The sequence below is a fragment of the Nocardia abscessus genome (assembly GCF_015477775.1).
In the GTDB taxonomy this organism is placed as follows: domain Bacteria; phylum Actinomycetota; class Actinomycetes; order Mycobacteriales; family Mycobacteriaceae; genus Nocardia; species Nocardia abscessus_A.
The window spans coordinates 176,750-198,261 of the sequence record NZ_JADLQO010000003.1; the positions used below are offsets into that span (position 1 = coordinate 176,750).

Sequence of the window (21,512 nt, forward strand, 5' to 3'; positions counted from 1 at the left end):
GATGGCTCGACTACCGAGAGACTGCTTTGCGGCTGAGGTGATCGAGGCGTTCATCATCGTGGGCCGCTCAGTCGCCGACGTGCACGTGGGCGGCCCACCTAGTCGGCACGGCCGGATAGGTGTTCCGCATACGGCGCAACGTTTCCGTGAGCGCGGTGGCCGCCTCGGCGGTGTCGGCAGGCTGGGTGCCGTGCGCGGTGAGCGCCGCGTAGACCGCCTCGGCCGTCTCGGTGCTGTCCGCGGTGTGCCACAGCGTGCCGATGACGCCGCGGAAGCCCGCGAGGTGGAACGCCGACGCCAGGTTCAGCGGCTCGTCCAGCAGTGCTGGGTCGGGGCTCGCGGTGTCGCATGCGGACAGGAACGCGAGCTGTGCCTGCGTGGTGCGCAGGTCGTGGATGAACGAGGGCACGAACATCCCGTCGTTGAGCACCAGTCCGCCCTGGTCGGGGTGCTCGGCCGAGCTGACCGCACGGGCGTGGCAGGCGAAGTGGGCGATCGTGTGCTCGTGCAGACCCTGCTCGATGGCCTCCGGGTCGGCGGCGGAGTCGATGAGTACGGTGGAGCCGGGCAGCAGCCCGGCTACCGCTTCGGCCTCGGCGCGGGCGCTCGGCAGCACGGGCACACCTTTCCGCTCCCCGACACCGACAACGAGCGCGGTGGGGCGGGTGCGGTGCGGGCGAGGCGTGGTCACCGTGTCGGCGAGCGCGGTCAGCGACGGTGTGTACGAGGAGACGACCCGGTCGAAGACGGTCTGCCCCACACCGTCACGGTGTCTTCCCGCCGCGTGCAGTGGCAGCTGGGCTGTGATTCCGATCGGGCACCACCACAGCCGCGACGTCGTGACCCGATCCAGTACCGGGCCGGCCGTGGTGTCCCACAGCCATTCCAGCACGGCGTGCATGTCCCGCTGGGCCTGCTCGCGCCGGTCGAACGAGCACGCCGGATCCTTCACATCGGCCAGTGCCGCCCGCAGCCGCCTGACCTGGGCGCGGGCTGCCGTCGCGGTCATCTGCCGCAACGGCACCGCCTCGACGGGTTGGGAGTAGTCGGCGGGAACCACGAGCGCGGTGCCCGCGGCGCTGACGACCACCGCCGCGTGCCCGGCTATGCGCGTGCGCAGGACTTCGAGGTTCGGCGGCGCCAGCAGATCCTCGAACCCCGGCACTGCCCGAGCCTCGGCGAGCAGCCGGTCCCGCCGCGCCGCGAGCTGCCGGATCTGTTCGACGGCTTGTGGTCTCGGGTCCCGGTCTCGGGTGGAGGTCCGGCCGCCGAACTCCACCTCGATGTGGAACGTCAGGTCGGAGCGCGCGTCGGCATCGGTCAGCGTGTGCTCGACCTCGCTGAGTTCCTCGGCCAGCTGCGGCTGTGCCCGGCGCAGTCGTGCCCAGCCGCGGCGGATACCCCACGCGTCGCCGAACAACAGGCCGCGGCACTGTTCGACCATTTCCAGTGCCCGAACGAGCTGGTCCGACCGCACGCCCGCGTCGACCACTCGGTCGGCGAGGCCGTCCAGCTGTCGCACGGCCGCCAGTCTGCGAGACCGCGACAGCGCCCGGCTGACGGTCGCGGGGATGGCGGCGATTACGCGTTCCTGCGTGTCCAGCCATACCGCCGGGTCCGTCTCGGCGTGCATCGCGGCCTGGGCCTGTTCGCAGATCATCCGGTGCTGCGCGCTGGTGGCCGGATGCGCGGCCACTGCCCGGTAGTGGGTGATCGCGAGCCTGCGCAGCTGGTCGGCACGCGCCCCGCCGAACATGGCGAGTTCACGAGCCGAGCGCGCTAGTGCGATCGCCCGCAACGGCCACCAGTGATGCTCCCGCGGCGTTCGACCGACGGCTCTCTGCGCGAGTTCGAGCGAGTCGTCCAGCGCGTCGAGGTCGCCGCATTGCCGGTACCGGCGATAGAGCAAGTCGGCGATGGTGCTTTCGATCCGCGGAACGTCGGGGTGATCGAGACCCAGCAACGCTAGTGCGGCTCGGTAGGCGCGTTCGGCCTCGCGAAACGGTCCGGTGTCCGTGACGTTCGTGGCAACCGCCTGGGTCTGCACGGCGGCGGCGTAGTTGTAGAGCATGCCGATCCGGCGCACGTCCTCCGCTGGGATAGTGGCCACGGCGGCCGCGCCCGCGTCGACAGCTTTGACGAACATGTCGTGGTCGCCGGCCCGAGCTGCCTCGCGGGCTGCCCGGGACAGCGTCGACCAGCGCAACGGGAGTTCCGAGTCGCCGGGCGGGGTCAGCGCGACGGCCTCCTCCGCGACGGTGACGGCCTCCTGCCCTGCCGCGGGGTTGCCGCCGAGTTCGAACTGCATGATCAGCGCGGACGCGAGCGTCGAGAGCCGCAGCGCGCGCCTGCCTCGGTCCTCGGTCGGTATGTCCAGAGCGGCGCGGGCGGCGTCGACCGCCTGCTTCGCCTCGTCGGGGGAGCCGGTCTGCATGGCCGCGGTCGTCGCGGAGTTGGCGAGCGCATGCAGCAGCGCCGCCCGGTGTGCGTCGTCCGGTGCCGTGGTGAGCAGCGCTTCGGTCACCGTGTCATAGGCGAGCGTGATCGCCTCGGTGTCCCCGCCGATCTCCCAGAGGTCGTTGTGCGCGTCGTAGAGGTCCAGTAGCGCGTCCAGCCTGCCATCGTGGTCCAGTGGTAGCCCGATGGCGAGCACCCACGCCTGGTCACGTCGCTGCTCGAGCACCTCGGCCGTGACCGCCTGCTGCCGCAGGCTCCCGACCAGGTTGTACTGTGCCCGCAGAGCATCGGGATCGCGATGGCACGTCAGCAGGAACCGCGCTGTTTCCGGACCGATCCGGCCGCTGACCTCCTGCTCGAGCTGCCCGAGCGCGGGCACCGTGGCCGTGTTGCCGAAGTCACGCTTCAGCGCGTCGGCGAGGTCACGGCAGGTGACCAGCGCGCCTGCCAGGTGGATGGGCGTCCCGGTGGCGGTGTAGAGATCGGACTGGTACTGGGCGAGCTCGAGGGCGACATCGCGCCACACCGGGCGTTCCCGCAGCGCCAGCTGGGCAGCGGCCCGGTAGTCGGCGAGGATCTGCCCCGGCCGCCTGCCTGCGTTCATCTGCGCTCGGGCGCGGTCGACCAGCCTGCGGGCGCGTTGTGGATCGTCGCGGGGGGTGCGGGTGATCGTCCAGTTGAGCCCGTTGAGGACGATCTCGTGGTAGGTGTCCGTGCCGTCGTGCTCGTCGAGGACGAGCAGCAACCTGGCGTGGTCGGCGGTGAGCGCGGCTGTCATTCGCTCGTCGTCCAGCGCGTTCATCAACGTCGTGTAGGCATTCGCGAGCCATACCAGTGACTCGCGGTCTCGGTAGGCCTGGAACTGTTCGCGTGCCTCCTCCAGCGCCTGGTACTGCGGCATGGCGGTGACGCGCGTGACCGCTGGATCACCCGGCCTGCCTGCGATGGCGGCTGCGATTTCCCGGTCGACCAAGCCGGTGAACCCGCTCTGCGCCTGGAACCGGTGCCAGTGCGCTCGGGCGAGGTGCGGCAGCAGATGCCGAGGGCACTGCTGCGGTGGCGGCAGGCCGGCGGCGAGTAGTGTTCCGACGTCGCCGGTGTACTCGAAGTTCTCGACCACCAACCGGACGTCGTCGTTCACGCGCAGCCCCCGATTCCGTTCGGTCCACGGTAGCGTAATCGGGAACGCGGAGAAGGAGATTCGGAGTCGGCATGGCACCAACGACCGGTCCTCGGGTCGAAGTCCTGTGCGAGCAGGCGGGAGAGGCGCTGGCCGAGCGCGCTTCTCGCTATGGCGTCGCCGACGTGCTGGCCAGAATCGTCGCGGCGGCCGAGCGGGGCGAAGTGTCCGAAGCAGACCTCGACCTGCTCGACAGCGCCTTCGCGCAGCACGGCATCGACAACCTGACGCGGGCGCACCGTGGCTTCGAACCGTGGAAGGGAGCGCGGAGCGTCGTGGCCGCCGCATGGGTGTGCCCTGCTGGTGCGTGCACACGGGCCGCGACCGGCGAACGTCCGTTCTGCCGACTCACCGGGGAGCTGTTCCGCGAGACCAGGATCGACCTGTGAACGCGTTCCTCACCGAACTCGGCAAGAACCTGGGCACCCGCTGGGCTTCAGCGCTCGCGCTGCCCGCCGCGGTGTTCGTCGCCGTTGTGATTGTGGCGGTCGTGCTAGGGCCCTCTCGCGCACTCGATTTCACGCTGTTGCGGACGCGCGTGACAGCGGTGTCGACCGGGTCCGCGCTGGCATGGGCCGCAGCGGCGTTCCTCGCCGCGACCGCCGTGGTCGGGCTGGCGGCGACCGCGCTCGGCGGCGTGGTGATCTCCGCATGGGGAGTGACAGGCACGGGTGCAGGCAGGCCGTTCGCCGCTCTGCGCCACCGCCGTTGGCGGCGTGCGGCGGCGAAGGCGGACGTCGCGGTCAAGGCGGTGCTGGCCGACCGATCGGACCGGCGAGCCAAGAGTAAGGCGCGTCGGTCCGTGCTGCGGCGCGACGCGATCTCCCAGATCGAACCGGCATGCCCGACGTGGGCGGGAGACCGGCTGCGGGCCGTGGACGACCGCATCAGCCGCGGCGCGGGGCTCGACCTCACCACAACGTGGCCGCGGCTGTGGCTGGTGCTGCCCGACGCGGCGCGGACGGAGCTGGCGACGGTCCAGGAGCGGTGTGCTTCCGCCGCCCGTACCCCGGTGTGGGGCTTGGCCTATCTGGCGGTCGGTGTGTACTGGTGGCCGGCGCTCGTGCCGGGGGTATGCGCAATTCTGGTGTCCCGTCATCGGATCCGCCGTGCGGTGGGGGTGTACGCCGACCTCGTGGAGGCCTCGGTCGACCTGTACGCCCGCGACGTCGCCAACCAACTCGGATTCGAGCTGACGGGCAGGTTGACACCGACGATCGGCGAGCAGTTGACCGAGGTGCTGCAAAAACGGCCTAGCTAACTGATATCGGCCCAGGACTCGAAGCCCCCGCAGGCTACGAGGAAGAGCACGTCGCAGGCCTCCGAGTCCTCGAAGGCGTCGTCCTCGGATGAAAGACCCACAGGTAACCGCCGACCAGCTGCCGGGCGAGGGTGGAACGCAGTCACGGACTCATCGGCCTGCCGAATGCCTCTTCCAGGAATCCGGACGGATCCCCCAGCAGGCCCCTGACGATCGCCTCGACCAGCGGGCGCGGGTGGATGTCGTATCCCTCGACCCTGTCGTCGTCCAATTCCCTTGCGGCGGAGAGCTTGGCGGTGATCGTCGGGCCGTACCCGCGGATCCAGGTGTCGATCTCGCCGCGCAGGTTCGCCGGGATGCTGCCCCACCGCCAGTTCTCCAGTTCGACCTGCGAAGTCGCCACGGACGACGTGCTGGAACTGGAGGTATTGGTCGCCGCCAGCGGCTTGGGAACGAACCGCGTGACGTCCGGATACGGCGGTGCGATCCTGGCCCTCAGTTCGGCGAGCGCCTCGTCACGGACCGGATCGCGGTAGGGACCCGGCCTGCCGAGGTACGCGAACGCCACCCGCCGGTTCAGCCGGAACTGACCGGGCACGGTGGTCACCGGAGATCGCTCGCCTTCGCTGCGCGCCGCGATCTGGTCGGCGCCGACACCTTCCGATCGCAACCGCTCGGCCACCGCGTTCGCCCGGCGCAGACCCAGCGCCTCGTTGTACGGGTCCGTCCCGGTCGGGTCGGTATGGCCGACCAACGTCACCTGCATTTCGGGATGCGCATGCAAGTACGCCGCGGCGGCTTTCAGCTGACCGCCCGCCGCCGGGGACAGGTCGGCGGAATCGAAGGCGAAGTAGGCGATTTGCGGGGCCTGCGCGGGGTCGGCCGCCTTCCCGCGCGTCCGTCCTACTTCATACGCGGCGTTGACATGCGCGATAGCGGCGGCGATCGCCATTTCGGCCTGAGCCTTGCTCACCGGGCTGTCACCCAGCTTGGCGTCACCGAACGCGGTCCACGGCTCGGGATGCGCCTCGCTGGACACCGCCACCCCGCGACCGCCTTCCAGATCGTGCATCGCTCCGCTGACCACACCGGCCACCGCGAGCGCGAAGTAGTCGTTCAGCTTGGCTCGGCCACCATCGATCTGCGCGATCGCCGTGGCCAGCCGCGCGCCGACGGCAGCGCGCACTTTCCGCCGCACCACGAAATCCGGCCAATTGGTCTGCGGGCTGATTTGAAGGACCAATCCCTCGATCAGCCTCTCGGACATCCGGCTGATGAAGAAATCGACCACCGGCGGGCCGAAATTGGCTCGGTACCAGCCGATGATGTCCGGACGCGGCGTGCGGATATGCCCGCCGGAGAACGCGTCGGTCAGGAAGTGCTGGGCGAATGCCTCGCGCGCGAGAGCCAGCTGCAAGCCCGCCTCGTTCCTGGTGAGACCAGCATCCAGCGCCGCCGTGATGGCCGCGGTGTGGTCGGTGGCCCAACGGTCGATGGCCTGGCCCGACGCGTTGAAATGCGAAGTGTTCTCGGCGGCGAGCTTCAGGAAGGTGACCAGCCGGTCGGACTTCTGTTCAGCAGTAGGCTCGGGCAACCGCGAATGCGCCGGATCGGGGATGTGGTCGTCCCGGAATGCCGCGAGCAGCCGTTGCTTTCCCGCCTCGTCCCTGGTGTCGGCGAGCAAGTCGTCGAGCGTCGCATATTCGTCGCCGGCGAGGGCGATGAGGTCTCCCCAGCTCAGCAGGACGCCGTTGCCGAGATCGACCGTCCGGCCGGTGCCGTCGCCGAGTTCCTTGTGCTCCCTGCCTACGAAACGCTGCACGGTGGGCCGGCCGGCGATCGCCGTGCCCACCGCTCGGTTCCCCGCCTGCCGTTGCAAGCCCAGCAGCACTCCCGGCAACCCGCTCGGCCGGTCTTCCGCCGTCGGCGCGCGCTGGGGTACGGGACCGGCGCGCCGCACCGATTCCGCAGCCACCTGCCGGTCCTGCGCCGATGTCACCGCAACAGTGTCGCGCCACGGCCGACTCCGGCAAAAGGACAGTTGATCAGGTGTGCCCGATCGGGCAATTGTGCGCTTCGAAAGGGAGCGATCCCGGAGCTCGGGTCCAGTAGCCGCCCGAGCGTACGCGGTGGGACAACCGGGGCGGATAGGCTGGCGGTATGTCGGACACGGTGGCATCCAACGCATTCTCCGTCGCGCTCGTGCTGGGCGGGGGTGGTCCGGTCGGCCTTTCGTGGTTGGCGGGGTTGGCCACCGGATTGCGGGACAACGGCATCGACTTGTCGCTGGCGGACCGGTTCGTGGGCACCTCGGCCGGGGCGGTCGTCGGCGCGGTCCTGGCCGACGGTGGTGATCCGGCGCGATTGTTGCGGCCGCCGTCGCCGTCATCGCCGCCGGTGCGGGCGGATCCGGCGCGGATGGGGGAGATATTCGCCGTCTTGCGCGACCCGGGACAAGAACCGGCGCAGGCCCGTCGCCGGGCGGGTGAACTGGCACTGGCCGCCCAGGTCGGCGAGCCGGACGAGCACATCGCGCGCATGGGCGGACTGGCCGGTGTTGCGCAGTGGCCCGCCCGCGACCTGCTCGTCGCCGCGATCGATATCACCACCGGCGAGCGACAGGTGTGGACCCGAGACGGCGCGGCGTCGTTGCCCGAGGCGCTCGCATCGAGTTCCGCGGTGCCGGGTGTCTTTCCGCCGATTCCGATCGACGGCCGTCACTACATCGACGGCGGATTGGGTTCACCGGTCAACGCGGACCTGGCCGCGGGCGCGGATGTCGTGGTGATCTTCGAGCCCTTAGCGCACATGTTTCCGCGCGTTCCCAGCGATCGCCAATTGGGTTCGGCCACAGAGATTTCCATAGTCTCCGACGACGACGCCATCGCCGCGTTCGGGTTCGATCTGTTCGCCATGGCCGCCCTGGCCCCCGCGCATGCGGCCGGTGTGCGCCAGGCCGCCGATGCCGCGCCGCGATTGAAGGACGTCTGGCCCGACCGCTGACCGGCACGCGGCAGGCCCCGACGACGCGGTCCGCATGATGGACGAGACCGGCTGCGACGGCGTCGTCGGCGCCGGTCGGCATCCTGACCAGCAGGATCTCTCGGTGTGGTTGCGGCTACCGAGGTCGCCCTTCGACGGCGAACGGATCATCCGGCTTCGTCCGGCGCGTACCCCAGGATGGCCTTGGTCTCCAGGTAGTCGTGGAAGCCGAATTCGCCCCACTCGCGGCCGTTTCCGCTCTTGCGGTAGCCGCCGAAGGGTGCGTGGAAGTCGAAGGCGTCGTTGATGGTGATCCAGCCCGCCCGGACGCGGCGGGCTACGGCGCGGGCCTGGTCCAGGTCGGCGCCCGCGACGTTGCCCGCGAGTCCGTACTCGGTGTCGTTGGCGATGTCGACGGCGTGGTCGAGGCTGTCGTAGCCGAGGATGGCCAGGACCGGGCCGAAGATCTCCTCGCGGGCTATGGTCATGTCGTTGGTGACGTTCGCGAACACGGTGGGCCGGACGTAGTAGCCCTTGGCGAGTCCGTCGGGGCGGCCGGCGCCGCCCACCACCAGCGTGGCTCCCTCGTCGATGCCCTTCTGGATGAGCGCCTGGATCTTGTCGAACTGGGATCCGGAGACCACGGGGCCCAGCGCCACGTCCCCGCCGGGGTCGCCCACGGTGAGCTGGGCAGCGGCCCGGCGAGCGACGTCGACGGCCTCGTCCATGCGGGCGCGGGGAACCAGCATTCGCGACAGCGCGCTGCAGGTCTGACCGGAGTTCATCATCATCGGGCCGATCGCGGCGGCGACATTGGTCGCGAAGTCCGCGTCGTCGAGCACGATGTTCGCGCTTTTGCCGCCCAGTTCCTGGGTGACCCGCTTGACGCTGGGCGCGGCATTGCGCGCGATCTCGATACCCGCGCGGGTGGAGCCGGTGAAGGAGATCAGATCCACGTCCGGATGCGCCGACAGCGGTACACCGACGCTGGGACCGTCGCCCTGCACGAGGTTGAAGACGCCGGCGGGAACGCCTGCGGCATCGAGGATTTCGGCGAAGACCTGCCCCGTGAAAGGCGAACGCTCCGACGGCTTGAGCACCGTGGTGCAGCCGGTGGCGACGGCGGGGAACACCTTCACGGCGATCAGGCTCATCGGCCAGTTCCACGGTGTGATGAGGCCGCAGACGCCGATGGGTTCCTTGACGATCAGGGTGGCGCCGCGCTGCTGCTCGAAGACGAAGTTCTGCAGGACTTCGATGGCGGTCGCCAGGTGTCCGGCCCCGAGGTCGACCTGGAAGCCGCCTGCCAGCGTGCTCGGTGCGCCCATTTCCTCGGTCAGCGCCGCGGCGAGATCGCCCGCGCGCTTGCCGTATTCCACGCCGATGGCGCGCAGCAGCTCGATCCGCTCGGCCACCGGGGACGCCGACCAAGCGGGAAACGCTTCGCGGGCGGCCGCGACCGCCCGGTCCACGTCCGCGGCAGACCCGTTGGCGACGGTGCCGCACACCTGCTCGGTCGCCGGGTTCACGACCTCGAAGGACTGCGCCTCGGCCGGATAGACCCAGGCGCCGCCGATGTAGAACTTGGAATACTCGCGCATGACTACTGTGTCCCTTCCGCGTACCAGGTGCGGAACTCGTCGTAACTTGGCATCTCCTCGGAGTTGGCCTTCGGGTCGACGGCCACGTGGATGACGCCCGGTCTGCCGCTGGCGTACGCGCGTTTGACGGCGGGGGCGATGTCCTCGTCGCGGTCGACGTATTCGCCGTAGCAGCCGAAGCCCTCGGCGACCTTGTCCAGGCGGGTGTCGGTGCTCCAGTGCGTGCCGGTCTCCAGCGAGCCGGGCCCGAACAGGCCCTTGTAGACGCCGACTTCGAGGCCCCAGGCGTAGTCGACGGCCACCACGCAGACCAGCGGCAGGTTCAGCCGCGCCGCGGTCTCCAACTCGCCGATGTGGAACAGGAACGACGAATCGCCGGTGACCAGCATGACCGGCCGCTTCCTGCCCTCGGCCACCGAGGCGCCGACGGCGTACGGCAGCCCGGTGCCGAGGTGGCCGAAGTTCTGGTTCCAGATCACGTCGTGCGGCTTGGCCTGCGAGTAGGTCCAGCCGAAGATCGTGGTGGCTCCGCCGTCGCGGACCATGATGCCGTCGGAGGGGAACACCTTGGTCGCCTCGACGATCAGCCGCGCGGGGTGCACCGGAGACCGGCCCGACGGCGCCGTTTCGGACAGTTCGGCCAGGCGGGCGGCGTCCTGCTCGATCCAGCTCGCCAGCTCGGGCGACGGCGTGCGCGGCGTGTCCTTCAGCGCGTCGACCAGCTGCGGGACGATCGCGCGCAGGTCGCCGACGAGCGGGACGTCGATCGGGCGGTTGACTCCGATCGCCTCCGGATTCTGTTCCACCAGAACCCATTTGCGGTTCGCCTCGCCCGCCACCCAGTGCCGCCCGACCCCGTAGTGGACGGGCTCACCGAGTTCGGTGCCGATAGCCAGGCACAGATCCGATTTCACCACCGCGTCGATGGACGACGGTGAGAAGCCGTAGGCGAAGGTGCGGTCCTCGAGTCCCTCGATATACGAAGTGCCGCCCGAGGTCTGGATGACCGGGCAGGCCATCAGTTCGGCGAGCGCGCGCACCGACTCCCCGGCGCGCGCGGTGTGCACGCCGTGCCCGACCAGCAGTACCGGCTGTCGCGCCGCGCGGATCAGTCGCGCGGCCTCCTTGATCCGGTCCTGGCCCGCGGTCTGTCCGACCAGGCGATACCGGCTGGGCGGCAATGGTTCCGGTACGTCGAGTTCCTCTTGGATGATGTGCTTGGGCCACTCGATGTAGACCGGTCCGGGGGTTCCGGTGAGCGCCCGGCGCAAACCCTCGCGAATGATCTCGTCGGTCTGGTCGGCGTATTCGATGCTGGCGCTGTACTTCACCGACGGCGCGAAGAGTTCGGCCTGCTTGACGAACTGGATCCGCCCGCGCCGCACCCGCTGCTCGGTGATCCGGGCGCGCTGCCCGCCGAGGAAGATCACCGGCGAGTTCTCGACCTTCGCGCACATCATCGCGCCTGCCAGGTTGGCGACACCGGGGCCGAGTGTGCCGATGCAGACCGCGGCCTTGCCGGTCATCCGCGACACGGCCTCGGCCATGAATCCGGCCGACTCCTCGTGATGCGGTGCGACGACGTTCCAGCCGCGTTCCTCGGCGAGGTGGAACATGTGCACGAAATTCGGATCGGGAATGCCGAATATCGTGTTGATGCCCTCGGCTTCGAAGAGCTGAAGGATACGTTCGTAGACCTTAACGGGCATGCTGTCCTGCCTCCGTGGCTAGCTCGAAACTCTTCCTGATGTGATCGCTGTGCCCCGCGGGGACGGCAGGCAGAATCCAAGAGCCGGTCGTATCGCGAATGGCGTCGATCTGCTCGCCGATCTCTTCGACCGTCCACGAGGGGCGGTAGACCCCCGGGGTCTCGGCGATATAGGCCCGCGCCACGCGCCCGGCGACCGACACCAGCATCTCGCCGGTGATCGAGCAGGACTCGTGGGCGAGCCAGCCGACGGTCGGCGCCGTCAGTTCCGGCCCCATGGGCGGGTAGGACGAGGTGTCCAGTCCGTCGGCCAGCCTCGTCACCGCGGCGGGCACGATGACGTTGCCCAGGATGCCGAATTCGGCTCCCTCCAGGGCGATCACGTTCGACAGGCCGATCATGCCCGCCTTCGACACGGCGTAGTTGGCTACGCCCTTGTTGCCGTACAGTCCGCCGATCGACGAGGTGAGCACCACGCGGCCGTAGCCGGCGTCGGCCATGACCGGGAAGGCGGGCCGGACGACGTGGAAGGCGCCGCGCAGGTGCACGTCGAGCACCGCGTCGAAATCCTCGTAGCTCAGCTCCCGCAGCGAACCGTATCGGACGTTGCCCGCGTTGTGCACGAGGATGTCCAGGCGGCCGTAATGGTCGAGCGCCGCGTCGATGATCGCGCGCCCGCCCTCGGCCGTGGCCACCGACTCGGTGCAGACGACGGCGGCGCCGCCCGCCGCCTCGATCTCGGCGACCACCTCCGCGGCCGGGTCCGCCTCGACGCTGTCGCCGCGCACGCTGCTGCCGAGGTCGTTGACGACCACCTTGGCGCCCTTCGAGGCGAGCAGTAGGGCGTATGCGCGGCCCAACCCCCGCCCGGCGCCGGTGATCACGGCTACGCGATCATCGAATCTGAGTTCTCGCAAGGTGGTCGGTCCTCTCACTGGTGCGTCGCGGTGATCGGGGACTGGTCAGGCACCCAGGACGAGACCCGTCAACCGGCCTTCTTCGCGCCAGCTCCGCAGCAGATCCTCGAGCACGTAGAAGCCGCCCCAGAAGGGATCACCGAGGAACGACCGCCCGTTCGGTTCGCCCTCGCTGTTGTAGTAGCCCGGGGTGCATTCGCGGACGAAGTTGCTGTTGTCGAACGAATTCGCCCGGATGGTCGCGATCCACGCCTCCTCGGCCTCCGCGCTGGGTTCCACCGTGGTGGCGCCCCGGGCCGAGGCCTGCTGGATGATGTAGGCGATGTGATCGGCCTGCTGCTCGAACATCCGAGTGGTGGACGCGGTCACCCCGCCCTGGACGAATCCGGTGGCGAAGTGGTTCGGGAAGCCGTGCGACATGATCCCGTGCAAAGTACGGAAGCCCTCGTTCCAGTGCTCGTACAGCGACCGGCCGCCCCGCCCGGCGAACGGCTGGATGGCGAGCCTGCGGTCGATGTCGCTGCTGATCTCGAAGCCGCTGGCGAAGACGATGCAGTCGACTTCGTATTCGACACCGTGCGCGACGATGCCCTTTTCCGTGATGCGCTCTACCCCTTTGGTGTCCGAGACATCGATGAGCGTGACGTTCGGGCGGTTGAAGGCCTGCAGATAGTTGTCGCTGAAGCCCGGCCGTTTGCACAGGTGCCGGTAGTACGGCTTGAGCGCCTCGGCCGTCGCCTTGTCCGCCACGATCTGGTCGACCCGGCGGCGCACCCGCTCCATCGCGCGGTAGTCCTCGGCCTCCTTGAGTTCCATGACCTTCATGGGATTCGTCGCCAGTTCGGCCCAGCCGCCGGTGGCGTCCAGGTGGGCGGCCACATTGCGGGCGACCTCGGTCCAGCCGTCGCAGATCAGATCCGGCTCCCCGGGGGAGTAGAACGCGTAGGCGGCGTTGTGGAAGTTGCGCTGCCGCTCCTCCCGCCAGCCCGGCCGCAGCGACTGCACCCATTCCGGATCGGTCGCCGTGTTGCCGCGCTCGAAGATGTAGGACGGCGTGCGCTGGAACACATACAGGTGTTCGGCGCCTTCGGCCAGATGCGGGATCGTCCCGATGCCGCTGGCGCCGGTGCCGATGATGGCCACCTTCTTGTCGCCGAGCTTGTCCAGCCCGCCCTTCAGCGTGCCGCCGGTGTACTCGTAGTCCCAGCGCGCCGTGTGGAAAGTGTGGCCCTCGAACCGCGTGATGCCGGGGATGCCGGGCAGCTTCGGCCGGTTGTACGGCCCCTGGCACATCACGATGAACCGGGCGCGGATGTCGTCGCCCCGGTTGGTCGCGATCCGCCACCGTTCGATCCGCTCGTCCCATTCCAGCGAGCGGATCAGCGTGTGGAAGACCGCCTTCTCATACAGGCCGAAGTGCTTGCCGATGCGCTGGGCGTGTTCGTAGCACTCGTCGCCGAAGGAGAACTTCTCCTTCGGCATGTAGCCGGTCTCTTCGAGCAGCGGCAGGTAGCAGTAGCTGTCCGAGTCGACCTGGATGCCGGGGTAGCGATTCCAGTACCACACCCCGCCGAAGTCGCCGCCCAATTCGATGATGCGGAAATCGTCCACGCCGGCCTGCTGCAACCGGTGCGCGGTGATGAGACCCGCGAAACCGCCGCCGAGGATCGCCACCTCGATCTCGTCGGTCATCGCGGCGCGCGGCTCGACCGGCGTGTACGGATCTTCCTCGTAGTAGTCCGCGAATTCGCCCTCGGTCAGCAGGTACTGTTTCTGTCCCTCGGGACGCAGGCGCTTGTCACGTTCGGCGAGATATCTCGCGCGGAGGGCATCCCGATCGACATCGGGCGTAACCGTGGGCTTGCACTCTTGCATTCGAATTCCTGGATCTCTAACTCGGGTCGTCGAGGGTGGACCGGCAGGCCCCGCCCGTTCAGGTCAGATCGCGCGGCGCGCCGGTTCCCATGTACGCGGCGAGGTTGTGGTGCAGATTCACCACGCTGCGTTCGCGATACGGGTTGGGTTTCGGGCCGGAGAAGCCTCGGCTCTTCATGCCCTGCTGGACAGCGGCCATATTGGCGAAGTCCTGCGGTAGGACGGTCCGCCACCCGGGATCGCCGACGGGGGTGTACTCCCACTCGGTTCGCGGCTCCTCGCCGGGTGGGAAGAGTTCGAACACGGCGGCCTCGAAGATGCACATGTCCGGGTCGTAGCCGTAGGGCCGGAACCGGTAGCACAACATGTTGTTCAGTGCGTGGCCGATCTGGCAGTTGGGGAAGATCTGCCACGCGGTACCGGCCCGGGCGACGATGTCGGGGTCGACCTTCGGCCAGACCACGCCGCGCGCCTCGTCCTCCGACCGGGCGGTGTCGAGCCAGTAGCGCAGCACTTCGTTGGCCGGAGTGCCCTCGGGCAGTTCGTCGACCAGCCGGTTGGCGACGTCGACCAGCGTGCGCGTGGTGTTGGTATTGGCGTTCTCCCAGGTGAAGTTCTGGAGCGTGGCGGTGGAGACGCGCGCGTCGGGACCGCTGCCGACGCGCACCTTGGCCTGGTTCTCCTCCATGCCCTTGGGTGCGTCGTAGCCGATGTTGCTGTGTTTGCCCTGCGCCCGCGACCATCCGAGGAAAGTGCCGAAGTTCATGAACTCCGGATGGGTGTAGGGCACGTGGTAGGTCTCCATGAACGCCTCGAAGGCGACCTTCCAGTTGCAGTCGAAAGTCAGCCACCGCCGCCAGCGATAGCGCATGTTCTCCAGTTCGAAGTGTTCGAGCAGGCCGGCCGCGGGCTCGAGGTACTCCCGGAGCGGTTCTGCGTCGGGGTCCATGTTGATCCAGATCCAGCCACCCCAGGTGTCGACCTTGACGTGGTTCAGTCCGTCGTTGCGTTCGGTGAGCCCGCAGACCCAGTCCTCGCGCTCGGCCGCGAAGGTATTGCGGCCCTCCAGGTCGTAGCGCCACCCGTGGAAACCGCAGACGAACCGTTTGCGGCTGCCCCGGGCGTCGTGCGCGCCGTCCGGTGTATCGATCAGTGTGCGGCCGCGATGCGCGCACACGTTGTGGTAAGCCCGGATGGTGTCCGGTGCGGTGCGCACCACGATGATCGAGTCGTCGAGGATCTCGTAGGTGAGGAAGTCGCCGACTCGGGGAATCTCCTCGACGCGTTCGACCTGCTGCCACACCTTGGCCCAGAGCTTGTCGCCCTCGGCGCGTGCGTATTCCTCGGAGATGTACGCCTCGACGCCGATCGTCATCGGCGCCGACAACGGTTCGTTGGTAGCGGAATCCGTTGTCTCGGTCGTCGTTTCGCTCATGACATGCTCCTGGTCACAACTTTGGGTGCGTCAGCGGGTGATCGATGCGCGGAAGTTCTCGTCCTTGAGGAACAGCGAGGTGTGGTCCTCGCCGAGATGGGTCCACCTGAGGTTCAGGCCGCCGTCCACGAGCAGGGTCTGGCCGGTGACGTAGGTCGACAGATCCGACAGCAGGAACAGGATCGGTCCCGCCTGTTCCTCCGGGCGCCCGCGTCTGCCCATGGCGATGGCGCGGCGGTCGCGCTGGGGATCGTTGTCGACGTAGGTGCCGGAGGCAGGCGTCTCGGTGACACCCGGCGCGATGGCGTTCACCCGGATGCCGTCCTGGGCCAGTTCCACCGCCAGGGTTCTGGTCGCGGCCACCAGCGCCGCTTTCGCGGTGCCGTAGGCGATGTGGAACGGTGCGGTGTTCATGCCGCTGATCGAGGAGATCGACACCAGGGAACCGGGCCTGCCTTGCGACTTCAGCTCGGCGGCCACCGCCTGGCTCATGAAGAACATCGTCTCCAGGTTCTGCGCGAACAACGCGCGCCAGTCCTCCCTGGTCACCCGGGTAGCGGGCATCCAGGTGCGGACCGCGGCGCCGCCTGCCACGTTGACCAGCCCGTGCAGCTCACCGGGCGCCGCGCGGACGTGCTCGAGTACGGCCGCGACACCCTCCTCGGTACCGACGTCGGCCGCGACGGACACCACGGAAAGACCTTCCGCGGCAAGCGGTTCGACATGTTCGGCGAGGTTCTCCTCAGAGCGGCTCACCCCGATCACGGTGGCCCCCGCCCTGGCGATCAGGCGCGTCACCGCGGTGCCGATACCGCCACCGCCCGCGCCGGCGACGATGACGACGCGTCCGGTCAGTCCGAAGAAGTCGTGTGCGAGCCCGTCGTCGGTCATCGTCGGATCAGGCCTTCCCGCGCAGTGCGAGCACACTGCCCTCGGCGTCGGCGGACAGGTAGACCGTGCCGTCCGGTCCGGCGGCGATGCCCGCGAACGGGCCCATGGGTCCGGAGAACGGCGGAGTGCCGCGCAGCGGTTTGGCGACCACCCCGGGCGGCGCGCCGACCGGAAGGTTCGCGGCGAGCGTCTGCCGGGCCTTGGTCTCGAGATCGAAGCCGATCAATGCTTTGAGGCCGACGTCGAGAATGAGCAATTGCTTGCCGCGCACCAGGATTCCCTGCGGCGTCTCCAGTCCGTCCACCACGGTGTCGGCTCCGCCGCCGCTGATCGAGACGATCCGCCCGGCCCCGGACTCGGAGACCAGGGTAGTGCCGTCCGGGCCGAATGCCACACCCATCGGGGCGTTGAGCCCGGAGGCCAGCGCGTCGACCTGCCCGGACCGGATCGAAAGCACACGGCCCGCGCCGAGTTCCGCGGCCACGATCGTCCCGTCGGCGGTTGCCGCCACCCCGTAGAGCTGATCGAACCCGTCGGCCACGACCTCGGGCTCTCCGTCCGTGCCCGGTCGGTAGTATGAGATCTGTCCGGTGGAGGTGGCGCACAGGAACTCGCCGGGCCCGACCGCGCTGACGCCGCGCACGTAGCCGGGGTTGCCCGCGCTGAAAAGCGATGCGACCGTGTGCAATGCGCCGTCACGCAGAACGTAGAAGAAGGTGCCGTCGGCGACGTAGAGATCGCCGTCGTGGCCGACGGTCAGATCCAGCGGCCACAGCAGCCCGCCTTCCAGAACGGACCTGGTCTGTCCGCCGGTGAGAATCTCGGTGATCTCGCCGGAGAAGTTCGAGACGAACAGCCGGTTGCCGACGAAGGTGCAGTTGTCCAGGCCCGGGTCCAGCCTCGCCAGCACCTGACGGTCACCGGTGCGCGGATCGATCCGCAGCACCTCACCGGTCTGCACCTGGGTGGAGACGAGGAAGCCCGCGGAGTCGAACTTGACCGAGTCGGGCACGCCGAGATCACCCACGACTCGTTCGGGCGCACCGCCGTCGGGATCGATCCGCCAGATGTCGTTGGTACCCATCACCGGGTAGTAGAGGAGACCGTCTGGGCCGACCTCCATGGCGTTGGGCATCGGCAGGTTGTCCTGCAGAACGCGCGGCGCGCTGCCGTCCAGCGGCAGTTCCATCAGGCGACCGCCGATCCGGCATTCGTTGACGAACAACCGGCCGTTGTACACGGTGATGCCGTTGGCGCCGGGCAGATCGTCGCGGATCACCCGGGTGCTGCCGTCGGTGCCGCGCATGCTGACGCGTGCGTCCATGTACTCGGTGGCGATGAGATTGCCCTCGGGATCGAAGGCGAGGTCGTCGGGGGCGACGATGTCGCTGCCCTTGGCGCTGACGGTCTCGAGGCCGCCGGTGGCGACGTCGAGTGCGCTGATCTGGCTGCCGGCCACCTGGGCCACGTAGATTCGCCCGTCGGTACCCGTGCGTAGACCGTTCGCACCGAACAGTCGGCTCGGTGGGGTGAGCTGTCGGATGCTCCACCCCTCGGCGAGGGTTATCGGTGTGGTGGTGCGGTAGCGCGCCCCTCGAGTCAAGGCGGGGCCTCCCATGCGATGAGAAAGTCGATGTTCGAGATGCGGCACAGCCCCGGCCCGGCGGCCCGGGGCGACGGGATCCGGCCTCCGTATGCGGCAGGCCGATGTGTCGTGGGCCACGCTACTTCAATCCTCGTAAGGATAGCAATACTTGACCTGTTGGCTAACGGTGAGTAGGTTCTGATCGCTGGTGGACGAAGCGCTGGGCGCCACTCGGGGCGGTGCCCCGGGCGGTGGGCTTTGCGATCGGCAAGTATTCGATATCAAGTCCAATAGCGCTGCGTCGCAACAATTTCCGAAAAATTCTCGCGTTTGCTTGCGAGTTCGGCACTGCGGAGGGTTCTGTGCGGACGGCTGGAACCCATGTGTCGCCTGGCGCGGCGCTCACCCGCTGATGGACAATCCGATTTCACACTTTGAAAACCGCATTATCGTACGCTGTTCTCGCTCGGCGGAGCAACGCGTAATCGAAACGCGTCTGCTTTGTGCGGGCGTGTGACGTGCGGAGATGCGGCGGCTCGACGGACTCAGATCTGCGAGCGGAGGCCGGATTGGATGGCCAGCCGCGCCCCGGCGGACGAGGCGTTGACCACGCCGTCGTCGAAGCGCTGCAGCACCAGTGTCTGGGTGGCGGCGAGATGGGTCCGGTACAGGCGTTCGGCTTCGGCTGCCCGCCCCTCCGCGATCTCCCTGGTGATGCGGCGGTGGGTGCGCAAGGCTTCGGTCGACTCGGCCTCGGACGGGTATTCCCCGCGCCGGGTCAATGCCTCCGCCCACGCCTCTTCCTGTGCCGACCACAGCGTGACCAGCGTGCTAACGACGTAGCGAATGGTCAGATTCGGGGTGAACGAGACGATGAGGTCGTGGAATTCGCGGGCGGTGTGGGTGAAGGCGACGCCGTCGTCGATGAGTTCGGCCGACTTCTCCACGTTCTCCGTGAGCGCGGGGACGACGGTCTCGGCGCGGTCGGGCCGCTCGGCGCAGGCGGCCGCGCACAGCGGTTCCAGCGTGCGCAAGCCCGCGGCGAGATCGCCGAGGGTGACGCGCGCGCCTTGCAGCGCCAGGCCCAGGTGATACGCGGCCGACGTTTCGTCGGGGCGGTGCACTTCGGCGCCGCCCACGTTGCCCCGGCGGACGGTGACGAGGCCCTCGGTCTCCAGGATGCGCAGCGCCTCGCGGATCGAGGGGTAGCTCACCCCGAAGTCCTGGACCAGCTGATCCTGGGTGGGGAGCCGGTAGTTCTCGTCACCGGCCAGGATGCGGGTGCGCAGCTCGGCGGCGACGGTCTCCGCGATGCGACGCTGCGGGACCCGGCCGCGCTTGGCGGCTGTCATGCGGTCCGCCTCTGGTTGGTCCTCACCCGGCACGCCTTTCCGTCATGGCGGCAGTGTAGTCACCGCCCGATGACCATACAAATATTGCTATCCTTATGAGGATTGAAGTACTGTGCGCCACATGGACTTCACTATGGGTGAGGCCGCCACCCGGCTCCGGGGTGAGCTGCGGCGGCTGATTGCCGAAGAGGTCCCCGCCGACTACCTCGGCGCGTTCACCGACGATCCGGCCGATCTGGCTGTGGCCCAGCGTTTCTGCCGGGTGCTCGCCGAACAGGGCCTGCTGTGCGCGGCCTGGCCCGCGGAGTTCGGTGGCCGCGGCGCCTCGGTGTGGGAGCAGACCGTGGTTCGCGAGGAGATGTGGGCGCACCACGAACCGCGCGGGGCGCAGTACATGGGCGTCAACTGGGTGGGCCCGACGATCATGCGGCACGGCACGGCCGAACAGCAGCGCGAGCACCTGCCGCCGATCGCGCGCGGTGCGGCGATCTGGTGCCAGGGATTCAGCGAGCCGGACTCCGGGTCGGATCTCGCCTCGCTGCGAACCACCGCCCGTCGCGATGGCGACGGCTGGCGTATCACCGGCCAGAAGATCTGGACCTCGTACGCGACCATGGCGCAGTGGTGCTTCCTGCTCGCGCGCACCGCGACCCGGGCGCGGAAACAGCAGGGGCTCACCGTGTTCCTGGTGCCGATGTCGGATCCGGGAATCGAGGTCCGGCCGATCCGGTCCATGCTCGGGCCGCACCATCTCAACGAGGTCTTCTTCGACGGGGTGCGCGTGACCGAAGCCGACGTGCTCGGTGAGGTCGACGAGGGTTGGTCGGTGGTGCAGGAGGTGCTGGCGTTCGAACGCGTCGGCATCGCCCGCTATGCGCGCTGCGAACGGCTGTTGCAGGCCGCGCCGGAGGTTCTCGGGCAGCGGTGGGACACGGTGCCCGCCGAGCTGCGCGGCCGCTGGGTCCGCATGCTCACCCGGGCTCGGCGGGCGCGGCTGCTGGCGTACCAGGTGATCGCGCTGCAGAGCGCCGGGCGGGTCGCGCCCGGCGACGCCGCGGCCTACCGCATCGCGGTGACCCGGCTCGACCAGGAAAGCGCGAGCGTGCTGGCCGAACTCGCCGCGTTCGCGGGCTCGCGGGACCAGACCCAGCGCCGGTTCCGGCGCGCGGTGGACGACCATTGGCGATACGCGAATGCCGCGACGGTGGCTTCCGGAAGTATTGAGATGCAGAAGATCCTGCTGGCGCGCGCGTTGCTGAGCGGCCCCCGCCGGACGGGGGAGGCGGCATGACCGCCGCACCGTTCCCGCTGGACGGGCGGGCGATGACCATCGAACTCTGCGCCGAGGCACGGGAATACGGCGTTCAGGCGCTGCGCGCGTTGCGCGCGGCCGGTGGCGACGAACTGGTGCAATGGGCCGAGCGTGAGCCCGCGCGGCGGGCGCTCGTCGCGCCGGTGCTGGGCGAACTCGGCGCCTGGGAACTGGAGCCACGGTGTGATCCGGTCGAGCTGGAAGCCGCTGCGGCGCTGTGCCGCAGCGCAGGCTACTGGGCCGCGCCCTACCCGGTCGCGGAGCGGCTGGCCCGCCCGCTCGACTTGGACGTCGACGGGTTGGTGGTGGTGTCGGACGACGAGCCCGCCGCGGCGGTCGCGGATCTCGACCTGCGCTGGGCGGCGGTGACCCTGGACGGTGCCAGAGGGTCGGTGGTGGTGCGACCGTCCGGCGTGCCCGCGCGGGAGTCGGCCTTCGTGGCGCGACTGGACGTGTCGCCGGTGGACACCGACGGCACGGCGGACCTGGCGCTCGCGCTGGTACTGCCGTGCTGGACGCTGCTCGGCATGCTCGACCGCGCGGTGGAACTCGCCCGCGCCCACGTGCTGGTGCGGGAACAGTTCGGTAAGCCGCTGGCCGAGTTCCAGTCGGTGCAGTTCCAGCTGACCGACGCCGAGGTGGAACGGCGTGGCGTGGACATGCTCGCCCGCTACGCGCTGTGGAGCATCCAGGCCGATCGCGGCGAGGCGCTGATCGACGCGCTGGCCCTGCGCGCCGCGGCGCTGGAGGCGGCCGAGGCCGTGTTCCGCGTGGCCCACCAGTTGCACGGCGCCCTCGGCTTCTGCGACGAGTCGCCACTGTCCTGGTTGTCGCGCTACAGCCTGCCGTCGCGCAGGCTGCCGCTCGGGCTGGTCGCCACCGAGGATTTATCGGCCCGGCTGGCCGGTCGCCGCGGCCTGGCCGGTTTGTTCTCCGAGCCGGGGGAAGGGTGACGC

15 protein-coding genes are annotated in these 21,512 nt (G+C 69.0%); 5 read left to right on the plus strand and 10 right to left on the minus strand.

The annotated features are described in order from the left end of the window. Window positions 1–67: 67 nt before the first annotated feature. Window positions 68–3,598, minus strand: coding sequence for a CHAT domain-containing protein (locus tag IU450_RS40880; protein WP_195149759.1), 3,531 nt, complete (start codon window positions 3,596–3,598; stop codon window positions 68–70). Window positions 3,599–3,669: 71 nt separating this feature from the next. Here IU450_RS40880 and IU450_RS11475 point away from each other — a divergent pair, with 71 nt between their 5' ends. Both IU450_RS11475 and IU450_RS11480 read left to right on the plus strand, forming a co-directional pair. Next, window positions 3,670–4,026: a hypothetical protein gene (locus IU450_RS11475; RefSeq protein ID WP_195149760.1), complete on the plus strand. Its 357-nt coding sequence runs from the start codon at window positions 3,670–3,672 to the stop codon at window positions 4,024–4,026. Beyond that, a complete protein-coding gene (locus IU450_RS11480) occupies window positions 4,023–4,898 on the plus strand; it encodes a hypothetical protein (RefSeq protein ID WP_195149761.1) in 876 nt (291 codons plus the stop codon). Before IU450_RS11475 ends, IU450_RS11480 begins: the two co-directional genes overlap by 4 nt. Window positions 4,899–5,040: 142 nt before the next feature. Here the strand turns inward: IU450_RS11480 and IU450_RS40885 are convergent, their stop codons facing one another. Further along, window positions 5,041–6,897, minus strand: a complete 1,857-nt coding sequence (locus IU450_RS40885; RefSeq protein WP_195149762.1) for an OmpA family protein — start codon at window positions 6,895–6,897, stop codon at window positions 5,041–5,043. 161 nt (window positions 6,898–7,058) lie between these two features. Here IU450_RS40885 and IU450_RS11490 point away from each other — a divergent pair, with 161 nt between their 5' ends. Beyond that, window positions 7,059–7,901 (plus strand): patatin-like phospholipase family protein, encoded by an 843-nt coding sequence (locus IU450_RS11490; RefSeq protein ID WP_195149763.1) that lies wholly within the window; start codon window positions 7,059–7,061, stop codon window positions 7,899–7,901. Window positions 7,902–8,047: 146 nt separating this feature from the next. Here the strand turns inward: IU450_RS11490 and IU450_RS11495 are convergent, their stop codons facing one another. From IU450_RS11495 to IU450_RS11530, 8 genes are all read right to left on the minus strand, one after another. Further along, window positions 8,048–9,481, minus strand: coding sequence for an aldehyde dehydrogenase family protein (locus IU450_RS11495; protein WP_195149764.1), 1,434 nt, complete (start codon window positions 9,479–9,481; stop codon window positions 8,048–8,050). Window positions 9,482–9,483: 2 nt separating this feature from the next. Beyond that, window positions 9,484–11,190, minus strand: a complete 1,707-nt coding sequence (locus tag IU450_RS11500) for a thiamine pyrophosphate-binding protein (RefSeq protein WP_195149765.1) — start codon at window positions 11,188–11,190, stop codon at window positions 9,484–9,486. After that, window positions 11,180–12,106, minus strand: coding sequence for an SDR family NAD(P)-dependent oxidoreductase (locus IU450_RS11505; RefSeq protein WP_195149766.1), 927 nt, complete (start codon window positions 12,104–12,106; stop codon window positions 11,180–11,182). Before IU450_RS11505 ends, IU450_RS11500 begins: the two co-directional genes overlap by 11 nt. Before the next feature lie 45 nt (window positions 12,107–12,151). Continuing rightward, window positions 12,152–13,981 (minus strand): flavin-containing monooxygenase, encoded by a 1,830-nt coding sequence (locus IU450_RS11510; protein ID WP_195149767.1) that lies wholly within the window; start codon window positions 13,979–13,981, stop codon window positions 12,152–12,154. A 58-nt stretch (window positions 13,982–14,039) separates the two neighbouring features. Then, window positions 14,040–15,416, minus strand: a complete 1,377-nt coding sequence (locus IU450_RS11515) for an aromatic ring-hydroxylating oxygenase subunit alpha (protein WP_195149768.1) — start codon at window positions 15,414–15,416, stop codon at window positions 14,040–14,042. 30 nt (window positions 15,417–15,446) lie between these two features. Further along, window positions 15,447–16,307 (minus strand): SDR family NAD(P)-dependent oxidoreductase, encoded by an 861-nt coding sequence (locus IU450_RS11520; RefSeq protein ID WP_195149769.1) that lies wholly within the window; start codon window positions 16,305–16,307, stop codon window positions 15,447–15,449. Window positions 16,308–16,314: 7 nt separating this feature from the next. Beyond that, the gene (locus tag IU450_RS11525; protein ID WP_228834434.1) at window positions 16,315–17,910 is read right to left on the minus strand and encodes an SMP-30/gluconolactonase/LRE family protein; all 1,596 of its coding nucleotides are present in this window, start codon (window positions 17,908–17,910) and stop codon (window positions 16,315–16,317) included. 527 nt (window positions 17,911–18,437) lie between these two features. Next, window positions 18,438–19,244, minus strand: coding sequence for a FadR/GntR family transcriptional regulator (locus tag IU450_RS11530; RefSeq protein WP_195149771.1), 807 nt, complete (start codon window positions 19,242–19,244; stop codon window positions 18,438–18,440). Between the two features lie 121 nt (window positions 19,245–19,365). Here IU450_RS11530 and IU450_RS11535 point away from each other — a divergent pair, with 121 nt between their 5' ends. After that, window positions 19,366–20,535 (plus strand): acyl-CoA dehydrogenase family protein, encoded by a 1,170-nt coding sequence (locus tag IU450_RS11535; protein ID WP_195149772.1) that lies wholly within the window; start codon window positions 19,366–19,368, stop codon window positions 20,533–20,535. A gap of 32 nt (window positions 20,536–20,567) precedes the next feature. After that, a complete protein-coding gene (locus IU450_RS11540) occupies window positions 20,568–21,509 on the plus strand; it encodes an acyl-CoA dehydrogenase family protein (protein WP_195150024.1) in 942 nt (313 codons plus the stop codon). Window positions 21,510–21,512 lie beyond the last annotated feature (3 nt).